A 19,821-nucleotide genomic window follows, 5' to 3' on the forward strand; every position below is an offset into this window, starting at 1 on the left:
ACTCAGATCCATAGCGCTGCCTAGCCTGAAGGCATGGTGTTATTAAGACTGCTCATCCCGATTCTTCTGGCATTGCTGGCCCCAGTCACGCTGGCCGCACCTGCCCTGGTAGAAGTAATTGTGGAACTTGATGGGCCACAACTACCCAAAGGGCAGGCCCGGGCCGAACTCACGCGTCTGCTCAAAGCCCACCTGGGCCAGATGCAAGGGCGGCTTAGCGTCAAGGCTAGCAAGGGGTTCTGGGCCAGTCAGAGCTTCCTGGTACGCTTACCGGAGTCGCAGGTAAGTCGCCTGGCCCAGATTCCCGGGGTGCGACGGGTCTACCCAAACCGCCCGGTACATATCAGCCAGCCCGTAGCCTCGGCCCTTGCTAACCCGGTCAACAGTGGAAGCAACTGGGCCTTACAGCACATCGGCGTGCCTGGCCTGTGGGCGGCTGGGATGCGGGGTCAGGGCATCCGCATTGGCCACCTGGACACTGGGGTAGATGCATCCCACCCCGACCTGCGTGGGAAAATAGCCGCCTTTGCAGAGGTTGACACCGACGGCACAGCCCGCCCCAGCGACCCCTACGACTCCTCGCTGCACGGAACCTTTACTGCCGGTCTGCTGGTGGCCAACAATGTGGGTGTGGCCCCAGAGGCACGCCTGGTTTCGGCTCTGGTTCTACCGGGTGGCTACGGCACGCTGGCCCAGGTGCTGGGCGGCCTGGACTGGGTGCTCGAGCAAAACGTGCAAATCGTTTCGATGTCGCTGGGCCTCGAGGGGAGCTGGAGCGAGTTTGTGCCTGTGGTCGAACGCATGAAGCAAATGGGGGTATTGCCAGTGTTTGCGGTAGGGAACTCCGGCGGCGCCCCGGCCTCCCCTGGCAACATGCCGGGGGTGCTGGCGGTAGGAGCCAGCAACCCCGCCAATCAGATTGCTGGATTCAGCAGCCGCGGCGAGGTGCGCTGGGGCGCACCCTACCACACCGTGGTGAGCAAGCCCGACCTGGTTGCCCCGGGGGTGGACGTGCACTCAACCATTCCCGGCGGGCGCTATATGGCCATGAGTGGAACCTCCGTCAGCACCGCCATTGCTGCCGGCAGTGCGGCCTTGCTGATGTCCGGGGGCTTCAAGGCCGAGCAGGTGCGGCAAGCCCTGCTTAGTGCAGCGCTGCCCCTGTCATCTGCTGGCAGCGGCAGGGGCCTGATTCGGCTGGCAGAAGCGCTGGCTGCGCTAAAGCCCGCACCGCCCAGCAGCCCTCAGGTCGGCCAGCCAGCCCCAAACACCCCAGCAGATAGCCCGCCCATCCCCAAAAAATCCGCCCTTCTGGTGGTCGAAGCCTCCGAGGTAGACGCCGTAAAAAAGGCCCTGGATGGCCTGGGTTTTAGCAGTACCCTGGTTCAGGCAAGCCCTACAAAGCGGCCTGAGGCCGGAAAAGTGGCAGAATACCCACTGGTCGTCTGGGTTCTGCCGCCCGACTGGAGCAACCACTGGCCAGAAACCCAGCGCAAGATGCTGCGGGCCTACGTGGAGCAGGGCGGCAGGCTGATGCTCATAACCAACGACCCCAGCCAGCGCCCCCTGGCCGAGTCCAGCACCTTTGGTAAAGGCAAGGCCAGCTTTGTCAGCGGCGACCTGGGCCGTATGGGCCTCGAGCAGCAGGCGCAGGTTTTGCAGGGCCTCATCCAGCAGCTCCTGCGCTAAGGCTGGCCCAGTTATACCAGATTCGGTTAGTTCGTCACCGAACGGTGACGAACTAACCCGACCGAAGGGAGTGCTCTAGGATTCAAAAAGATAGCCCCTTGATGTTTTTTGTATGAAGAGTATCTTTTTGAATCCGGTATTAATCCGAAGAAAACCTTGCGCCCTTGATGCGTTCCTTTTGCTTTGGCCTTGGCGCGAGCATTTTTCAGATTGGGTCGGTTTCGTCCTATACCGTTAGCCCGGTTTTTGTGATTTTGGCATGAAAACTCAGGTCACAGTAGTCTGCAATCTGTGACTTTGTTCACTATACTGACGCTTGTGAAAACCGTCTACACCGACCATCCGGTACACTTACTGGGCTTTTCGCATCCAGCGCGTTAGCATACAGGCATGAAAATCGAAGCAGCCGACCTCCGCCTGATCTCGCTACCACTCAAGTTTCGCTTCGAGACCTCCTTTGGGGTGCAGACCATGCGCCACCTTATCGTCCTGACGCTCTACGGCGAGGGCCTCGAGGGCTACGCCGAGACCGTGATGGAGTTCACACCCCACTACCGCGAGGAGACCATCCCAGGGGCCTGGGCGCTGTTGGAAGAGCTGCTGCTTCCCAAAGTGCTGGGCAAAGACTTCGCCAACCCCGAGCAGCTCTGGGGCGAGATTGCCGGCTTTAGGGGCAACAAGATGACCAAGGCGGCCCTCGAGATGGCCTTCTGGGACCTCTGGTGCAAAAGCCTGGGACAGCCCCTCTGGAAGGTGTTGGGCGGTGTGCGAACCGAGATTCCGGTGGGCATCAGCCTGGGGATAGAACCCAGCCTCGAGGCCACTCTCGAGAAGGTGGGCCGGGGACTGGCGGAAGGTTATAAGCGCATCAAGCTGAAAATAAAGCCCGGCTGGGACGTCAAGGTGGTGATGGCGGTACGCGAAGCCTACCCCGAGGCCAGCCTCACCGTGGATGCCAACTCGGCCTACAGCCTAAACGATATTGCCACCTTCAAGGCCCTGGACGCCGCCGGGCTGGACTATATCGAGCAGCCCCTGGCCTTCGACGACATCCTGGACCACGCCAAGTTGCAGGCGGCCATCTCCACCTCCATCTGCTTAGACGAGTCCATCACCTCGCCCGAGGACGCCCGCAAAGCCCTGGAAATTGGGGCCGGGCGGGTGATTAACCTCAAGCCGGGGCGGGTGGGCGGTATCCTGGCCAGCCGCAAGATTCACGACATCACCCAGAGCTACGGCCTGCCGGTCTGGATGGGCGGGATGCTGGAGGCCGGCATTGGCCGCGCCGCCAACATCCACGTGGCCACGTTGCCCATGTTCATCAAGCCAGGCGATACCAGCAGCGCCAGCCGCTACTGGCAGGAGGACATCATCGAGGAGGCCCTCGAGGCCACCAGCGGCCTGATGCCTGTGCCGCAAGGCCCCGGCCTGGGCATCACGCTGAAGCGCGACCTGATTCAAAGCCTGACCGAGAAATCGGCCTATGTGACCCCCCGGAGCTAAAACGCCCAACGCCCTCGCCTTATGAACGTTGTGATTCGTGAACTGCACGAACCCGAGGAAATAGCACAAATTCCCCGGCTCGAGCAGGCCATCTGGAACGACCCCAGCGACACCATCCGCCCCGGCACCCTGATGGCCCTGGTGCATGAGGGAGCTTTGCTGGCAGGGGCCTATGTGCCCGAGCCCAACGCCACCGAGCGCCTGGTGGGCTTCATCTTCGGCTTCCCCACCGACCGCCCGAGCGAACACCACTCCCACATGGCCGGGGTCTTGCCGGAGTTTCAGGGCAGCCAGATTGGCCTCCTGCTCAAGCGTTACCAGCGCGACTGGGCCTTGAGCAAGGGCTACCTGCGGGTGGTCTGGACCTTCGACCCGTTGCGGAGCCTCAACGCCCATTTCAACCTTCGCAAGCTGGGGGCTACTTTCAACCGCTATATCCCCAACTGCTACGGCACTATGGGCGGCATCAATGCGGGCGCACCTTCCGACCGGGCCTACGCGGTATGGGAGCTCTGCTCCCCCAGGGTTTTTCAGCGCATCTACGCCCCCGCCCCTGCCTTTGACCCCAGGGGCCTGCCCCAGGCCAACCAGATCGAAAGAGAGGTGCCAGTAGGGCTCGAGCTGAGCCTGACCGAAAAGCACGTCCTGGTACAGATACCCGAGAACTGGGGCCAGATCTTGCAAACCAACCCGCCCCTGGCCCAGCTTTGGCGCACCCACAGCCGCGAGGTCTTCGAGCACTACTTCCAGCAGGGCTACCGGGCGGTGGACTTTGTGCGAAACCCCAACCGCTACGTGCTGGAACGGGACGATTGAGCCAGACATCATCGGGAGGATAACCTGATACTCAAGCCTGAAATCTGGACTGCTGAGGTGGTGTATGCGGGCTTTGGCACGCCCATGCTCGAGGGGGGCCTGGTGGTGGTGGGCCAGCATGTAGCGGCAGTGGGTCAACTGGACGAGCTGCAGCAAGCCTATCCTGATACGCCATTGGTGCACAAAGGCAAAGCCCTCACGCCGCCGGTGGTGAACGCCCACACCCACCTGGATCTGTCCACGGTTCCGTATTTTCGAGGAAGCTACAGCAGCTTCATCAGGCACGTGATTGACCACGCTTCCGAACGCAACGTAAAGGCTGCCGAACGAGGCCTGCGTGAGCTTCAGGCGCTCGGTGTAGGCGGCTTTGGCGACATCGTGTACAAGCCCGAGGTGCTCACATGGCTCCTAGAACATAGCCCACTCCCAGGGGTGCTTTACCTGGAAGTGATCAACCGAAACCCCAGTCAGGCAGATTCGGTGGCGAAAAAAGTCGCCCAGCAGTTATCGGACTGGAGGCAGCAGAATAGTCAAGTTGGGGTGGGCATTTCGCCCCACACCCCGTACAACGTGAGCGCGGCTCTGCTCAAAAAGCTGGTGGAGATTGCCCGGCTGGAGGGCTTCCCCCTGCAGATGCACGTGGCCGAAAGCCCCGAGGAGACCGAGCTGATGACCCAGGGCAGCGGGGCGCTACAGGAAGTACCCCTGCAGTATGGCTTTCCCGCTTATCAGGACTGGCCTGGCCTCACCCCCGTGCGCTATCTGGCCGAACTGGGGGTGCTGGGGCCGCACCTAACCATCGTGCACGGGGTTCAGGTAGACGAAGAGGAGGTGCAGATGCTGGCCCAGTCGGGCACCCGCCTGGTTTCCTGCCCCCGAAGCAACGCGGGCCTGGAATGTGGCCGGATGCCTTGGGAACTGTACCTGAAGCACCGGCTCGAGCCCGCCCTGGGCACCGACTCGCGTAGCAGCAGCCCCGACCTGGACGTGCGAAAAGAGGCGCTTTTGTTGTGGGAACAGGTAGACCCCCGGGTGCTGGTACGGGCCGCAACCCGCAACGGCTACCGGGTGCTGGGCCTCGAGGCCCCGCGCATCACCCGCGGAACACCAATTTCCCAAGTACAATCCTGGTAGCGAGCACGGCGGTTGCAAAACACCGCACAACGACACTATGCAGATTGGTTCACTCATCGTCTATAGCGCGTTCGTCGGGGCTCTGACCGGCGTTTTTGCTGCTGGGTTTGTATTCATCTTGCGGCTGATCGAGCGCTACCTGCTGGGTGAAACTCTGGGCTACCTGCCGCCCGGCCTGCCCGGCGAGGGTGGGCTGTCCCAGGTTTTTCGTGGGCCGACCTTCTGGTGGCTGGCCCTGCTGCTGCCCCTGGCCTTCGCCGCCTCGAGCTACCTGGGTTCGGGCCGAGGACTGGGCTGGCTTTTAGCGGCGTACCGGGCAGGCCGCCCGGTACGGGCCATTGAGTACTTTCGAGGCATTATCGGTTCGCTGGTTCAGCTCGGAGCGGGCTCCCCGCTGGGCCGTGAGGGCCCCATGGCCGCCCTGGGTTTGTGGATAGGAAGCGCTCTAGGGCGGCGCATCCCGCTGGGGGAGTCGAGCCGGTTCCTGCCCTTTGCGGGGATGGCTGCGGGCTTTGCCGCGGCCTTTCATGCACCCATGGCGGGAGCGCTTCTAGCCAGCGAGATCGTCTACCGGGGGCTGGCCCTCGAGGTCGGCGCCCTGGCCCCCGCGCTGATTGGGGCCCTGGCCGGCTTTACCGTGTATGGGCTTTTTCATGGCTACGGGCCGCTGCTCGAGCTGCCCCCAGGACCGCTGGAATGGCCCCAGCTCTTGTTTGGCCTGGCCATCGGGCTGGTTTGCGCCGGGGTAGGGACGCTCTGGCTCGAGTCTGAGCGGGTTTTGCAGCGCTACTTAAGGCGTCTGGGATTCGGCCTGCGCCATGCCCTGTTCGGCTTGGTGCTGGCCGTGGTGTTGCTGCTCATGCCCGAGGCCATCGGCAATGGGCTGCCCTGGGTACAGCTCGGCACCTCCCCCATCCTGACGCTGCCTTTTTTGGGTGTACTGTTCTTGGTGCAACTGGCCTTGCTGATACTGGGTGGCGGTGTGCGGGCCTACGGTGGTCGGCTCACCCCGGCCCTGACCCTGGGCGGCCTTAGCGGGCTGATTCTGGCCCAGCTTCTGGGCGAGGTTTTTCCCTCCATTGCCCCCTCGCCCCAGACCGCCGCGCTGGTGGGTATGGCCTCGCTTCTGGCCGGTATCGCCCGTGCACCCTTTGCCGCAGTGGTGCTGGCAGGCGAAATTGGCGGGTATAGCCTGTTGCCGCTCACGCTGATTGGCGCATTTGCAGCCTATACCTTTACCAGCCCCCGTGGAAGTTTTGAGGATATGGAGCTCAACCAAGATAAGGAAGCGCCAGCGGAGCCTCAGCCTGAAAACGCTCCGCAAACTTTACTGAAGCCTCCGCCCCCAGCCTCGAGCGATTCGCCCTGAAGGCCTCCAGGCTGTACTCCCACTGGTAAAAGTCGCGGTAAAAACTGAACACCTGTTCGGCCACCGCCTGGCCTTCCTCGCCCACATCCACATACACCGCAGGCCTGGGAATATCGCTGCGGTAGTAGTGCAGCAGCCGCACGGGCTCGCGGTAGGGCTCCCCCACCAGCTTGGGAATGCGGCAGAACTTGAGCGCCGAGAGGGTGGCCCAGTAGGCGGCCCGGTGGTCGGGGTGGACATCGTAGGGGTTCCAGGTAAAGACCACATCGGGCTTCCAGGCCGCCATCACCTGGGCGATGGCCAGGGCCTCTTCGCGGCCTCCGGTCAGGCTCGAGTCGGCAAAGTCGAGAAACTGCGCCTCTGCGCCAATCATCTGGGCCACGGTATGCCCGTGCCCCTCGCGGATACGCGCGACCTCGTCGGGGGACATCTGGCCAAACTGGCTGGCCAGCTCGCCTCGAGTGAGCCAGAGAATTTTGGCCGCATCGCCTCGCATGACATGCTTGGCCAAGGTACCGGAAACTCCTATTTCGTCGTCTGGATGAGGGAAGACAGCTAGCAAGCGCACGCACAAGAGTATAACGCCAAAGCTTGACGCTCCTAATACTGCCCTGTACACTCAACGTTGCCCTGGAGTGGTGCCCGAGTGGTTGAAGGGGCACGCCTGGAGAGCGTGTATACGGGTTCTCCGTATCGAGGGTTCGAATCCCTCCCACTCCGCCAGGGAAGCCATCCGCCAGCGGATGGCTTTTTTGTTAGGACTTACGCAGTTGAACGTTGACAAAACCATAGGCTGGCTCCTCACTTCAGCCCGTCGGAATCGTGTTTTATTGACGTTGTGGGCTTCTTGTTTCTGGAATCGTTATACCTTGTAAACGCAGGTACGTTAGGATTCGGGTAAATGCCGTTCTGTACGCGATTTTATCAATCTTGTTCCCCCCAAATCCTCACTCAAGTGCGTAACTCCTATTTGTTTTAGGCCCCCAGGGCCCGGGCCAGGGCCTCCACGTCCTCTAGGCTGTTGTAGACCTGGGCCGAAATCCGCACCCATAAGCGTCCGCCAAGACTCAGGATGGGGGCTTCAATCCGGTGTTCGTACAACAGGGCGTACTGCAGACGCACCGCATCTTCTCGGGTTGTGCCCAAAGCAGCCGGTAGAGGCAGCGTGACCATACAGCCCAGCATAGCCTCGGGGGCCGGAGGTTCAAACCCCCAGCGGGCGCTGAGCCAGGCCAGGGCCTGCCGTGCTAGATGGTGGTTGTAGGTCTGCATGGCCTCGAGGCCCCATTCTTGCATCAGCGCCAGCGCCGCCGGGGCCGCCAGAAAGGGCGTGGGGTCTTTGGTGCCGACCCAGTCGAACTCCTGCACAAAGCCCTGCCCCAAACCCCAGGAGATAACGGGCGGATGGAGGCCCTGCTGCCGCTCGGGAGCGACCCACAAAAAACCGCAGCCTTTGGGGGCCAGGGCCCACTTGTGCAGGTTGCCGGTGTAGTAGTCCACCCCCAGGCGGGGGATATCCAGGGGAATGGCCCCCGGCGCATGGGCGCCATCGGCCAGCACCGGCACCCCCGCCGCCCGGCAGCAAGCCGCCATCTCGGCCAGAGGGAGCACCAGGGCGGTCTCGGAGGTGATGTGGTCGAGGATGGCCAGGCGGGTGCGGGGGGTGAGGGCCTGGGCCAGTCGGTTCAGGTAAAGTGCAGGCTCGGCCACCGGAAAGGGCAGCTCGAGCGTAACCAAACGGGCCCCCTGGCGCTCGGCCACAAAGGCCGCCGCGTTGCGCACCGCACCGTAGGCCAGGTTGGTGATCAGGATTTCGTCGCCGGGCTTGAGCTCGAGCGAGCCCAGCACTGCATTGACCCCGGTGGTGGCGTTATCCACAAACACCAGGTCTTGCCCCTGGGCCCCCATAAAACGGGCTACTGCAGAAGCGGCCTCCCGCAACCGGGGAACAGCCCGGTCGGAGGGGCCCGAGAGGCCGCACAGCTCCCTTAGCAAGAAACGCGCGGGCTGCTGCTCCATCTCTTCGCGCAGGGCCTGCTGCACCGCCAGCACCCGCCGGGGGGTGGCCCCCACCGTGCCGTGGTTGAGGTAGACGATGTCGGGCTCCAGGGGCCAGTGGGCCAACATCCCCCGGCCAAAGCTGGTCAGCACCGATGGGTTCATGGGTCTAAGGCCAGCTCTTCGTAGGGCAGCTTCAGGTAGTCGGCCAGCACCTCCACCACCAGCTCGTGGTCTTCGCGCTGGGGCAGCCCCGAGACCGTAATGGCCCCAATGCAGCCCGCCCCCTGCACGAAGATGGGAAAGCTCCCCCCGTGGGCGGCATACTCGCGAACATCCAGTCCACGTTCCTCGAGGCTGCTCTCCTTCTGTTTGAGCCAAAGCCCCACCGCATAGGAACTGCGGTGAAAGCGCTGCACCACGTTGCGCTTGCGCCGAATCCAGTCGGCGTTGTCGGGGGTGGTGCCGGGCATGGCGTAGTAGAACAGGGGCTGGGCAAATAGGCTGATGTCCATGGCAATCACGCCGTGAAGGCGCTCGGCGGTCTCTTTGAGCCGCTGCCCCAGCATCCAGGCTATGGCGGGGTCAAAGCGCTCGAAGCGCAGGCGGGCTTCCTGTTCGGCAATAACCTTCAGATCCTGTTCGACATTCATACCTGACCCTCCAGGGCAATCTCTCGGCGCTCGAGGGCGCTTTTATGGGCAGCATCGAGCAACTCCATCAGTCGCACCGCCTGCTCGGGCGGCACCGGGTTGGGCCCTTGGCCCCGAATAGCGTCCCGCACACTCTCGTAGTAACGCCGGTAATCGCCGACCTCGACAAAAACAGGCTCCGGGGCCTGCTCGGGCCGGTAGAGCCAAGCCTCGCTTCCCTCGGGCTTCCAGCCTGGCGCACCCGGACGCAGGCCGTCTTTAAGGGCTTTTTCCTGAGTATCCAGGCCATACTGCACCAGACTGCCCTGGGTTCCGTGGATCACAAAGCGTGGGCTACCCCCCGGCACCAGGGCGCTGGCGTGCAGCACCACCCGCAGCCTCGAGTAGCGCAGCAGCACGTGAAAGTAATCGGGGGCCTGGGCCCCCTGCCGCTGCATGCCGATGTCGGCGAAGATGGCCTCTGGCCAGCCAAAAAGCAGCAGGGCCTGGTCAGCCAGGTGGGGCCCCAGGTCGTACCAGATGCCACTGCCAGGGCCAGCCTGCTCGCGCCAGCGGTTCTGCACCTCTCGGCGGTAGCGGTCAAAGTGCGACTCGAAGTAGACCACCTCCCCCAGGGTTCCGGCTTCCACAATTTTGCGCAGGGTCAGAAAATCGCCGTCCCAGCGACGGTTCTGGAAAACCGAGAGCACCCGTCCCTGGGCTTCGGCCAGTTCAGCCAGGGTGCGGGCCTGGTGGGCATTAAGGGTAAAGGGCTTGTCCACCACCACATGCTTGCCTGCTTCCAGGGCACGCCGCGCTAGCTCGAAGTGGGTGGAGTTGGGGGTGGCAATCACCACCAGGTCAATGAGGGGGCTGCTAATGACCTCCTCGAAAGTAGCGCTCACCCAAACTTCGGGCCAGTCGGCGCGTACTTTTGCGGGCTGACTGCTCTGGATAGTCACCAGGTGCAGGCCTGGCACAGCCTGAATCAGCGGTGCATGAAAGACTTTTCCGGCCATGCCGTAGCCAATGAGTGCGACATGAATGGGTAGGGTCATAGCACCTCTTCTACCTGCAAAACCACACGATCCATCATTTGCTCTAGCCTAACGCGCTGAGGCCCCAACTTGCCAGCTATATGGGGTAGGCGGTAATGTAGCGGTAGCCAACCAACCAATAGAACACCAGGTTGAAAGGCATTATCCCGTGAGGTCGCTGTGAGGATTGGAATCGTAGGTGCCGGCTGGTGGGCCGGGTTTGCTCATCTGCCCGCATTCAGAGATGCTGGGGCGCAGATTGCAGGCATCTACAGCCGCACCCCCGCCCATGCCCAAAAACTGGCCGCAGCCTTTGGCACCCAGGCCTTTGAGCGCTACGACGACCTACTGCAACTCTGCGACGCCGTAGCCATATCCACCACCGACGACACCCACGCCCCGCTGGGCATCCAGGCCCTGCAGGCGGGCAAGCACCTCTTCATGGATAAGCCCCTGGCCCGCACAGTGGAGGAAGGGCGGGCCCTGGTAGCAGCGGCCCAGCAGCACCAGCGCATAGGCCTGACGGCCTTCACCAGCCGGGGCGACCTGGCCGCCGAGACCGCGCAGGCCCTGGTGCAGGCAGGTGAGATTGGGGATGTTCTTTATCTACGGGGCTACTTCCACGGGGGCTACATGGGCGACCCCAGCGGCCCCACCACCTGGCGGGCCAAAGCCGAGACCGGCGGAGCGGGGGGCGCCGTGGCCGACCTGGGGGCCCATCTATTCGACCTGGTGCGGATGGTAACGGGCCTCGAGTTCACCCAGGTGATGGCCCAGGGCCACATTCACCTACAGCGGCCCGACCCCGTCAGCAACTACGACGAAGGGGCGGTGCTGGCCCGTCTGGGCGAGGCTAGCGGAATGTTCTCGCTCTCGAGGGTGCACATCGGGGGCGATCAACGGCTCGAGCTCGAAGTCCAGGGCACCCAAGGGGCGCTCAAGCTCTCCCCTGCCCTGTGGGGCAGCGGACAAAGCGCCCAACTTTTGTTAGCGAAGCGCCCCGGCCAGTACCAAGCTGTGCCCCCCGACCCCAGCCTGTTGCGGGGGCGCAACCCCGAGACCTCCTGGGGACACTTTCAGTTCATCGAGCTGGCCCGGCGCTTCCTGGAGAGCATCGCCAAAAACCAGCAACCCACGCCCAGCCTCGAGGACGGCCTCATGGCCCAACAAGTGATTGACGCGTGTGTGCTAAGTAGCCAGCAAAACACCTGGGTATCGGTTTGAGCTGACCCAAAGCACAAACTGCACAAACGGTCGGGCTCTACGTGAACGGGCTACTTGGGCCTGGTGTATAAGGCAGTGTATTCTTTGCATGTTGGCATGAGCACTTCTACGACCAAACCCCGCCTGGTAAGTCCTAACTTCATCACCGAGATTATCGATGAAGACCTGAAAGCAGGTCGCTACCAGAAAATCGTGACCCGCTTCCCCCCCGAGCCCAACGGCTACGCCCACCTGGGGCACGCCATTGCCAGCTACATCGACTTTGGCATCGCCCACGATTACGGTGGGGAGTGCCGCTTGCGTATGGACGACACCAACCCCGAGGCCGAAAAGGCCGAGTACGCCGAGGCCCTGATCGCCGACATGCGCTGGCTGGGCTGGGACTGGGGGCCAGAGGTAAGCTATGCTTCTAACTACTTCGAGCAGCTTTACCAGATGGCCGAGCGGCTCATCCAGAAGGGCCTGGCCTATGTGGACAGCGTCTCGCCCGAGGAGATGGCCCGGCTGCGCGGTACAGTGGACAAACCCGGTACGCCCAGCCCCTACCGCAACCGCAGTGTGGAAGAGAATCTGGATTTGTTCCGGCGCATGCGGGCCGGAGAGTTCCCCAACGGTGCCCACGTACTCCGGGCCAAGATAGACCTCGCCAGCCCCAACATGAAGCTGCGCGACCCGGTGCTGTACCGCATCGTTCATGCCGAGCACTACCGCACCGGCCAGCAGTGGTGCATCTACCCTTCCTACGATTTCGCCCAGGCCACCACCGATGCTCTGGATGGGGTCACGCATAGCCTGTGCAGCCTCGAGTTTGTGGACAACCGGGCCATCTACGACTGGCTGATGGACCACCTCTGGGGCGAGCCACCCCTTCACCAGACCCCCCGTCCGCATCAGTATGAGTTTGGCCGCCGTAGCCTCGAGTACACCGTGGTCTCCAAGCGCAAGCTGCGCAAGCTGGTGGAAGGGGGCTATGTGCGGGGCTGGGACGACCCCCGCATGCCCACCCTGGCCGGGCAGCGGCGCCGGGGGGTGCGGCCCCAGGCCATCCGCCGCTTTGCCGGGCAGGTCGGTATTTCTCGCACCAACCGCACGGTGGACATCGCCCTCTTGGAAGGAGCCATCCGCGACGACCTCAACACCACCGCCCCGCGGGTCATGGCGGTGCTGCACCCCCTCAAGGTGGTGCTCACCAACCTGACCGAGCCCAGAACCGTTAGCCTCCCCTACTGGCCCCACGACGTGATCGAGGAGTCCCCTGACGGCCTGGTGGCCCTGCCCAGTGGCGAGCGCGTGCGGCCCGAGGAAGCCGTGCGCCAGGTGACCCTCACCCGCGAAATTTACATCGAAGCCGACGACTTCGCCCTCAACCCGCCCAAAGGTTTCAAGCGCCTGGTCCCTGGCGGCACGGTGCGGCTGAAGATGGCCGGGGTGGTTCGCTGCGACACCTACCAAACCGACCAGAACGGCCAGGTGACCGAGCTTCACTGCACCCTGCTGGAGGAGGCCAAGGCCGCCGGGGTGATTCACTGGGTGAGCGCCAGCGAGGCCGTGCCCGCCGAGTTTCGCCTCTACGACCGGCTTTTTACCGTACCCCACCCCGAGGCCGAGGCCAAAGAGCTCGAGGACGAGCACGAGACCCCCGACGACCACGACTTCCTTCGCTTTGTGAACCCCAAAAGCCTCGAGGTCGTGCACGGTTACATCGAGCCCAGCGTACTCAAAGACCCCAAGGAAACCCGCTACCAGCTCGAGCGCAACGGCTACTTCTGGCAAGACCCCCTCGACTCCAAGCCCGAAGCGCTGGTCTTCAACCGCATCGTAACCCTCAAGGACACCTGGGCACGTACCGCTGCACGCGAGCAGGAAGCAAAACGCACTGGGGAAGCCAAAACCCCGGCCAGCGCCAAAGTCTCCAGCCCCGCCCCCCAGTCCGAACCGCAACTAACCCCAAAGCAGCAGTCCGTTCTGCAAAACTTTATGGCCCAGGGCATCCACGAGGCCGAAGCACGGATACTGGCCCGCGAGCCCCGGCTGGCCGACTTCCTGCTGCAAGCGGCCCAGTCGGCCCCGTTGTCGGCATTGGCCCACTGGGTCGTCAACGACTTAGGTGCTGCCCTGCGCTCCGGCGAAGCCAAAATTGCCCCCGCCGGGCTGGCCGGACTGGTCAGGCTGCTCGAGGCCGGAGAAATCAATACCCGCATCGCCAAGGATGTGCTGGCCGAAGCTCTGCAAACGGGCCAAGACCCATTGGAAATCGTCCAGCAGAAACGGCTAAGGCAGGTGAGCGACCTGGGGGCCCTCGAGCCCATTGTGGAGCGCATCCTGGCCGAAAACCCCGATAAAGTGGCGGCCTACCGCGCCGGCAAGAGCGGTCTGATGGGCTTTTTTGTGGGCCAGGTCATGCGCGAAACCCAGGGGCAGGCCAACCCAAAGCGGGTGCAGGAGCTAATAAGCCGAAAGCTAGGCTAGCGCGAGCAACAGGGCACAACCACCTCGCAGATAGGTTGTTCTGGAGTATCGCACATACCCCAAGCTCAGCGGCCCCTGTACCAGATGCGGTAAACCCGCCCGCCCCTGGCGTCCGAGACATACATCGCACCATCCGCGCCGATTACCAGCCCCACCGGGCGGCCCCAGGCATCGCGGCACATCTGGCCGGGCTCGCGCCAGCCGGTCGCAAACACCTCCGCACGCAGCGGCAGCCCGTTTTGAATCTCAAAGCGTTCAATTTTGCAGTCGCGGTAGTTGGCCGGGTTCTGCACCCCCAGCGAGCCGTGGTAGGCAATAAAGAGGCTATTGCGGTACTCCGGGGGAAAGTGGCTCTTGGAGCCCCAGGTCATCCCCAGCGGGGCCGAATGGGCCGGTGCGGTAAAGATGGCCGGAACCGCTTTGCGGCAGTCGAAGCCCTGGGTGCGGGGGTCGGGAACTTCGGCCCGCTCGGCCTTCAGGTTTAGGCCCAAACCCGGCGTGTAGCAGTAGGGCCAGCCATGAAAGCCCCCCGGCTGCACCGCCACAATCACCTCCTCGGGCGGCAGGTCGTCGCCCAGGTGGTCGGTGCCGTTGTGGGTGGCCCAGAGTTCGCCCCTGGGAGTCCAGGTGAAGTCCACGCTGTTTTTGAGCCCCTCGGCCCAGACCGCCCGGCGGCGGGGGTCGGGGTCTTGCAGAAAGGGGTTGTCGGCAGGCAGGCTTCCATCGGGGTTAAAGCGCAAAATGGCTGCCCGGCGCGGGTCGCGCTCGGGGCCAAAGTTGGTCTCGGAGCCCACCGAGACATAGAGCTTGCCGTCGGGCCCCACGTGCAGGGTCCGGGTAAAGTGCCCCGAGGGGCCTGGGAGATCCGAAACCACCGTTTCCTGTACCCACCCGCGCCCCCTTGGCCGCAACCGAACCACCGTGGTGCTGGTCGCCACGTACAGCCAGCCCTGGTGCCACTCGATCCCGTGCGGTAACTCCAGATTGTTCGCAACAACCTCTACCCTATCGGCCCGACCATCGCGGTTCTGGTCCGGCAGACGCACCACCTGGCCTCCGTACATCAGGGTCAGGTACAGTTGCCCATCGGGCCCCACGCTCATCATGCGGGGCGCGCCCTCGAGGTTTTCGGCAAAAATCTGAATGGCAAATCCGGGCGGCAGTCGAATGCGGCGGGCAGCCTCGTCGGGCGCAGGTTGTGCTGGGGGCCTCGAGGCAAACCACACGACTCCGGCCACGGCCAGCGCAGCTACCCACACCCATCTGTCCCAGTGGGTCATCTGTGGTTCAGGGTAGCAAATCTAGGAAAACTTCGATGAGAACGCATCGTACCCCAGGCCAGCTCCTTAGGCCTGTAGGTATCTCATAGTCTGGTGCTACACTGCCTTAAGGAAGATGCCACCCAGTGGTATGCGCTTCAAAGCAAAAACTATGAAAAGTACCCACCCTACAACCCCTGGTATCGCTGTTCGTGAACCTTTCAATACCTACTCCCACGCTGTTGGTGTGGTGCTGGGCCTGGCCGGTATGGTCGTGTTGTTGTTTTTTGCTCAGGGCAATCCGGCCAAAGTTGCTGGCGCGCTGGTGTTCGGCCTGTCCATGATCCTGATGTACACCTCCTCGGCCCTGTACCACGCTTTGCAGGTCTCGGAGCAGGCCTTGTTGTGGCTACGCAAGCTCGACCACGCCGCCATCTTTCTCTTCATTGCAGGCACCTATACACCGGTGCTGCTGCAGGCCATGGAGCCTTCCTGGCGGCCCTGGGCCCTGGGGCTGGTCTGGGGACTGGCAGTTTTAGGCATAGGCCTCAAACTGGTCACGCTCAAAGCCCCGCGCTGGTTGTACACCGCCACCTATCTAGGCATGGGCTGGCTTGCGGTGTTTTTCCTGCCCAAGCTGGCTCTGAACCCCTGGGCCCTGGGCTTCCTGATTGCGGGCGGCCTGGCCTACAGCCTGGGCGCGGTGGTCTACGCCGCCAAATGGCCCAACCTGCTGCCCGAACGGATAGGTTTTCACGGCATCTGGCACGTATTTGTGCTGCTGGGAAGCCTGGGCATGTATTTTGCTGTTTTGGCCCTGTACCTGAACTAATCTCCGGTAGGGCCAGAACCCCACCGGCGTTGTACCCTCGGGGAACCACCTCACCCGAAGCTTTCAGTTTGGTTCAGGTAAAACCGGCTGGACACGAAGGCTCCGCAGAACCATTCCGGTTCTTAACGCTTATATGAACCCCACCTGAAGCTTTCTGTTTAGAGCAGGTCAAAGCCGACCGGATGCAAGGGCAGTTCCTGACACAGCTTCAGGTGGGAGCCCCAACAAAAAGAACAAATCAAAGACATTCGCACACTACGACAGGAATAGGCTTTATCGCGCTCTTCGCATGTGAAGAGCGCTCTAAAAACCTATGCTAACCTGGCCTAGCTTGCCCAGGATAAGCATCGAGGCCACTGCAGCCGCCGTCAGGATGATGAGGATCAGGGCCATGGCGATGTAGCGAAGGTCGGCCGTTTCGCTCTCGACCTCGAGGGCACGGGGGCGCAGAGCCAGGTACAGCAGCCAGGTAACCATAACCGCAAGAACCGTGAAGATGATTGCAAACAGCACTTTTCTCCCTCCTATACCCCTTACTGGTTAGCACATACGCCAGGCTTCCAGCAGGGTTTGCAAACTCCTGTCTAAGCCTACCAAACCCAGGCCATAAGTGGGTATACCCCGCTCCCAGCCCACCGCCCCGACCGCTGGCCCCACGAGCGTGGGCAAAGACGCCGGGGCTGGGGCTTCCCAGGGGGCATAGGCCCTGTGCTCGAGGTAGCTAAACTCGGGCCGGAGTACCACCTCGAGCTGCCGGGCTTCCCGCGGGTCGTGCCATGGCGCCCACTCCCCCTCGGCAGCCTCCTTACCGCCAGGGAAAGCAAGGCCCAAACCCTCCCCCGGCATCACCACCAGCGCCCAGCGGGGATTGGCCCAGTGTAAAGCCCTGGCAAAAGGCGCAGCGTGGCCTTCAGAGGCATCAAGGCCCAGCACGATTCGGCCCTTGAAGCGTTTGGGCAGTTGAGGCAGCACTTTCTCCAACATTGGTCTGCTCATCCACAGCAGCAAGGTATCGCCACCATGCGAACCCTCGAGCCAGGCATAAAAGCTACCAAACTCATCCACAAAAGTTCGGGTGTGTTCTGCCAGCCAGGACTCCAGCCATTCGGTATTTGGGGTTAAGGTCTGCACACCAGAAGGATAACCTCTTTTGCCAGGATGTATGCTACCGGTGTAGCACGAAAAGCCGGTCGGCTCTGGCCCGACCTTAACAGGGCGCTTTAGGTGGGTTCGTATTATCTGGTGTAGCTGGGTATGATGGTGAGGCTGTGCGCTATCTGATTGTCTCCGACCTACATGGCAACTGGCCCGCCCTCGAGGCCGTCCTCAAGGAAGCTCGAGGCTACGACCAGGTGCTCTTCCTGGGCGACGCCGTTGGCTACTACCCCGACGCCAACCGGGTACTGGACTGGTTGCGCTCGGTGAATGCCACGGGGATAATGGGCAACCACGACATCTGGTTGCTGGAAATCAAGTCTATGCAGATTGAGGGACCGGTACTGGAAATTCTGTCCTGGCAGGCCGAGCGTATCAGCCCTGAGAACCGGGAATACCTGTCCAGACTGCCCTGGATCGCCGAAGTGGAAGGAGCCCTGCTGGTGCACGGCAGCCCCCTCGACCCCCTGGCTTATCTGGAAGAGATTGAGCAGGCCCGGGATGTGTTTGAAAAGGTAAAGCACCGCTGGATCTTTCACGGGCATACCCATCTAGCTGGAAGTTACCTGACCCTGGACGCACCTTCGGGGCGCGCTACCACCGAAGGAAGCACACAAGGGCGCTGGGTGCGCTACAACCGCTACGCCCACGGCGGCGAGCTGATCCTCGCCCCCAGAGCCCGCGCCATCGTGAACCCCGGTTCAACCGGCCAGCCTCGAGACGGCGTGGTTGGCGCCGCTTATGCAATCTGGGATGCAGAAGAAGGCTCCGTGGAGTTTTACCGCGCCAAGTACAACCTCGAGCATGTGCTGGCCCGGCTGCACCACGAGCAATTTCCCATGTGGCTCTACGAGCGGCTGGTGCTGGGCAAGTAGCGGTTTGCCCAGGCGGCCCGTGAGCGCTCTGCGTATCCCATAACAAACGGCTATGCAAATCCTCGGACATCAGGGAATCCTCGAGCTGCTGCCCAGGCTACAGGCCCAGACTTTTTTGTTCACCGGGCCGGAAGGAGTAGGGCGTCGGCAGGTAGCCCGCTGGTTTACGGCTGGCCTCAACTGCGAGCAGGGATTTCCCCCCTGTGGCCGGTGCGCTTCGTGCCGGCTAGAACCGCACCCGGACTACCTGGAAGTTGCACCTGAACAAGAGACCAAAACCGGCCGCAAAGCCCGCTTACCACAGATTCGCCTCGAGCAAATTGCCCCGCGCCAGGATGCCGAAGAACAAAGCCTGCTGGACTGGATTTCCACCTATCCTCGCTTCAAGGCCAAGGTGGCGGTGGTGGATGGCGCGCACTTTTTAGGAGAAGCTGCCGCCAACGCCCTGCTAAAGGTTCTGGAAGAACCACCGTCCTTCGCCCGAATCATCCTGATTGCCCCCAGCCGTGAGCTGGTGCTGCCCACGTTGGTGAGCCGCAGCCTCGAGGTCGGCTTCACACCAGTACCCGAGGCCCTTTTGCAGACCCTAAGCACCGATCCCGAGGTTCTAGCTTTTGCCCAGGGTGCTCCTGGCAGGGTGCGCTGGGCTTTGCAACACCCCGCCGAGTTCGACAGGCTGGTCAGCCGCACCCAGGGCGTGCTGGAGGCCTTGCAAGCCGGCCCTGCCCAGACCCTCGAGGCCCTCCGGCTGCTTGCTGAAGTAGAAGAAGCCCTCCCGTACCTGGGGCGACGCCTGGGGCAGCTCTTTTCGGTCGAGAACCCCGCCTACAAAGCGGCCCTCGAGGCCCTTGCCCGCGCACAGGACGCACACTCGGCTTACGTCAGCGAAGACCTGGTTCAAACCTGGCTGGCCCTCAAACTCTCACAGCTCTAGATTTCCCGGGGCATTTTGCCTTAGGCTAAGTACGGATTGTGCGCTCTTTGCAGTCCGCAGTATGGCAATTTATGGGCCATTTTCAGTCTCAGGGCCCTTTTGAGGAGGTTTACATGGAATGCGTAGGCGTGCGATTTGCGCACGGCCCCAAAATTTACGATTACCGCTTCAGCAACCAGGCCCCACCCTTGGGTAGCTGGGTGGTGGTAAAAACCGCACGCGGGCTCGAGCTAGCAAAAGTGCGCACCGAGCCCCATCTGGGCCATGCTGTGGGCGAAATTGTTCGCATCGCGACCCCAGCAGACCTGGAACAACACAGCAAGCTCAAGAACCGGGCCGAGGAAGTCCACTGGTGGCTCAAAGCCCGCTTGCGCCGGGAAGGTGTAAGGGCCAAGGTTCTGGGCTGCGAGTTCACCCTGGACGGCAATCATATCTCGGTGCAATACTCCGCCGAAGAGCGCATTGACCTGCGGCGCTGGGTTAATGAACTCAACAAGCTGGCCGGGGCTCGAGTGGAGTTCGTTGCGCTGGGCCCCCGCGACCAGACCGCCTACCTGGGCACCCTGGGGGCCTGCGGCATGGAGTCGTGCTGCTCAAAATGGCTCCAGGATTTTGCCCAGGTCTCCATCAAGATGGCCCGCGATCAGCAGCTTCCGCTCTCACCCGAAAAAATCTCAGGCCCCTGTGGACGCCTGCTCTGCTGCTTGCAGTACGAACACGAGCAGTACCAGGAGCTGCTGGCCGAGCTGCCCCGCAAAAACAGCAAAGCCTGTAGCCTCCAGGGCACCTGTGGCAAGGTTGCCAAGCTTAACCCCCTGGCCGGAACGGTGGAACTGCTTACCGAGGAGGGCAGTACCGTAACGGTACACAAAAGTGAGCTCCGATGGGATTAAAG

The 19,821-nt window shown here is 62.5% G+C and carries 18 protein-coding genes and 1 tRNA gene; 12 read left to right on the forward strand and 7 right to left on the reverse strand.

Features of this window, described 5'->3' with window-relative positions:
- Positions 1 to 33 precede the first annotated feature (33 nt).
- The 5 genes from Q355_RS0114015 (at position 34) to Q355_RS16070 (ending at position 6,511) form a co-directional block, all read left to right on the forward strand.
- Complete coding sequence (locus tag Q355_RS0114015; protein ID WP_027878352.1) at positions 34 to 1,689, forward strand: S8 family peptidase; 1,656 nt, start codon at positions 34 to 36, stop codon at positions 1,687 to 1,689.
- A gap of 390 nt (positions 1,690 to 2,079) precedes the next feature.
- The gene (menC, locus tag Q355_RS0114020; RefSeq protein WP_027878353.1) at positions 2,080 to 3,192 is read left to right on the forward strand and encodes an o-succinylbenzoate synthase; all 1,113 of its coding nucleotides are present in this window, start codon (positions 2,080 to 2,082) and stop codon (positions 3,190 to 3,192) included.
- 21 nt (positions 3,193 to 3,213) lie between these two features.
- Complete coding sequence (locus tag Q355_RS0114025) at positions 3,214 to 4,008, forward strand: GNAT family N-acetyltransferase (RefSeq protein WP_027878354.1); 795 nt, start codon at positions 3,214 to 3,216, stop codon at positions 4,006 to 4,008.
- A gap of 84 nt (positions 4,009 to 4,092) precedes the next feature.
- Positions 4,093 to 5,142, forward strand: a complete 1,050-nt coding sequence (locus Q355_RS0114030; RefSeq protein WP_084496147.1) for an amidohydrolase family protein — start codon at positions 4,093 to 4,095, stop codon at positions 5,140 to 5,142.
- A 37-nt stretch (positions 5,143 to 5,179) separates the two neighbouring features.
- Positions 5,180 to 6,511, forward strand: coding sequence for a chloride channel protein (locus tag Q355_RS16070; protein WP_036259687.1), 1,332 nt, complete (start codon positions 5,180 to 5,182; stop codon positions 6,509 to 6,511).
- Here the strand turns inward: Q355_RS16070 and Q355_RS0114040 are convergent.
- On the reverse strand, positions 6,414 to 7,079 hold the full coding sequence (locus Q355_RS0114040; protein WP_027878356.1) for a PIG-L deacetylase family protein: 666 nt from the start codon (positions 7,077 to 7,079) through the stop codon (positions 6,414 to 6,416). The genes Q355_RS16070 and Q355_RS0114040 overlap by 98 nt on opposite strands.
- A gap of 64 nt (positions 7,080 to 7,143) precedes the next feature.
- Here Q355_RS0114040 and Q355_RS0114045 point away from each other — a divergent pair.
- Positions 7,144 to 7,234, forward strand: a tRNA-Ser gene (locus Q355_RS0114045).
- Between the two features lie 252 nt (positions 7,235 to 7,486).
- On the opposite strand, the gene Q355_RS0114050 is transcribed toward Q355_RS0114045, so the two are convergent.
- Genes Q355_RS0114050 through Q355_RS0114060 form a run of 3 tightly spaced genes read right to left on the reverse strand, consistent with a single transcriptional unit; the run spans position 7,487 to position 10,199 of the window.
- Positions 7,487 to 8,674 carry an aminotransferase class V-fold PLP-dependent enzyme gene (locus tag Q355_RS0114050; RefSeq protein ID WP_027878357.1) on the reverse strand — a complete coding sequence of 396 codons (1,188 nt, stop codon included), beginning with the start codon at positions 8,672 to 8,674 and terminating at the stop codon, positions 7,487 to 7,489.
- Positions 8,671 to 9,162 (reverse strand): heme-degrading domain-containing protein, encoded by a 492-nt coding sequence (locus tag Q355_RS0114055; protein ID WP_027878358.1) that lies wholly within the window; start codon positions 9,160 to 9,162, stop codon positions 8,671 to 8,673. The genes Q355_RS0114050 and Q355_RS0114055 overlap by 4 nt, the downstream gene beginning before the upstream one ends.
- Positions 9,159 to 10,199 carry an oxidoreductase gene (locus Q355_RS0114060; RefSeq protein ID WP_027878359.1) on the reverse strand — a complete coding sequence of 347 codons (1,041 nt, stop codon included), beginning with the start codon at positions 10,197 to 10,199 and terminating at the stop codon, positions 9,159 to 9,161. The genes Q355_RS0114055 and Q355_RS0114060 overlap by 4 nt, the downstream gene beginning before the upstream one ends.
- 159 nt (positions 10,200 to 10,358) lie before the next feature.
- Between Q355_RS0114060 and Q355_RS0114065 the strand changes: the two genes are divergently transcribed.
- Positions 10,359 to 11,402 carry a Gfo/Idh/MocA family protein gene (locus Q355_RS0114065; RefSeq protein ID WP_027878360.1) on the forward strand — a complete coding sequence of 348 codons (1,044 nt, stop codon included), beginning with the start codon at positions 10,359 to 10,361 and terminating at the stop codon, positions 11,400 to 11,402.
- A 96-nt stretch (positions 11,403 to 11,498) separates the two neighbouring features.
- Complete coding sequence (locus Q355_RS0114070) at positions 11,499 to 13,871, forward strand: glutamine--tRNA ligase/YqeY domain fusion protein (RefSeq protein WP_027878361.1); 2,373 nt, start codon at positions 11,499 to 11,501, stop codon at positions 13,869 to 13,871.
- Between the two features lie 65 nt (positions 13,872 to 13,936).
- Here the strand turns inward: Q355_RS0114070 and Q355_RS0114075 are convergent, their stop codons facing one another.
- The gene (locus Q355_RS0114075; RefSeq protein WP_027878362.1) at positions 13,937 to 15,151 is read right to left on the reverse strand and encodes a PQQ-dependent sugar dehydrogenase; all 1,215 of its coding nucleotides are present in this window, start codon (positions 15,149 to 15,151) and stop codon (positions 13,937 to 13,939) included.
- 151 nt (positions 15,152 to 15,302) lie between these two features.
- Between Q355_RS0114075 and trhA the strand changes: the two genes are divergently transcribed.
- Positions 15,303 to 15,962 (forward strand): PAQR family membrane homeostasis protein TrhA, encoded by a 660-nt coding sequence (gene trhA, locus Q355_RS0114080; protein ID WP_051529455.1) that lies wholly within the window; start codon positions 15,303 to 15,305, stop codon positions 15,960 to 15,962.
- Positions 15,963 to 16,265: 303 nt separating this feature from the next.
- On the opposite strand, the gene Q355_RS0114085 is transcribed toward trhA, so the two are convergent.
- Positions 16,266 to 16,475: a hypothetical protein gene (locus Q355_RS0114085; protein WP_027878364.1), complete on the reverse strand. Its 210-nt coding sequence runs from the start codon at positions 16,473 to 16,475 to the stop codon at positions 16,266 to 16,268.
- Positions 16,476 to 16,502: 27 nt separating this feature from the next.
- Positions 16,503 to 17,093, reverse strand: a complete 591-nt coding sequence (locus tag Q355_RS0114090) for a hypothetical protein (RefSeq protein ID WP_027878365.1) — start codon at positions 17,091 to 17,093, stop codon at positions 16,503 to 16,505.
- Positions 17,094 to 17,230: 137 nt separating this feature from the next.
- On the opposite strand from Q355_RS0114090, the gene Q355_RS0114095 reads away from it, so the two are divergent.
- From Q355_RS0114095 to Q355_RS0114105, 3 genes are all read left to right on the forward strand, one after another.
- A complete protein-coding gene (locus tag Q355_RS0114095) occupies positions 17,231 to 17,992 on the forward strand; it encodes a metallophosphoesterase family protein (RefSeq protein ID WP_027878366.1) in 762 nt (253 codons plus the stop codon).
- Between the two features lie 52 nt (positions 17,993 to 18,044).
- Positions 18,045 to 18,926, forward strand: coding sequence for a DNA polymerase III subunit gamma/tau (locus Q355_RS0114100; RefSeq protein ID WP_027878367.1), 882 nt, complete (start codon positions 18,045 to 18,047; stop codon positions 18,924 to 18,926).
- 113 nt (positions 18,927 to 19,039) lie between these two features.
- Positions 19,040 to 19,819 (forward strand): PSP1 domain-containing protein, encoded by a 780-nt coding sequence (locus Q355_RS0114105; RefSeq protein WP_027878368.1) that lies wholly within the window; start codon positions 19,040 to 19,042, stop codon positions 19,817 to 19,819.
- Positions 19,820 to 19,821 lie beyond the last annotated feature (2 nt).

It is taken from the genome of Meiothermus cerbereus DSM 11376, assembly GCF_000620065.1.
Classification (GTDB): domain Bacteria; phylum Deinococcota; class Deinococci; order Deinococcales; family Thermaceae; genus Meiothermus; species Meiothermus cerbereus.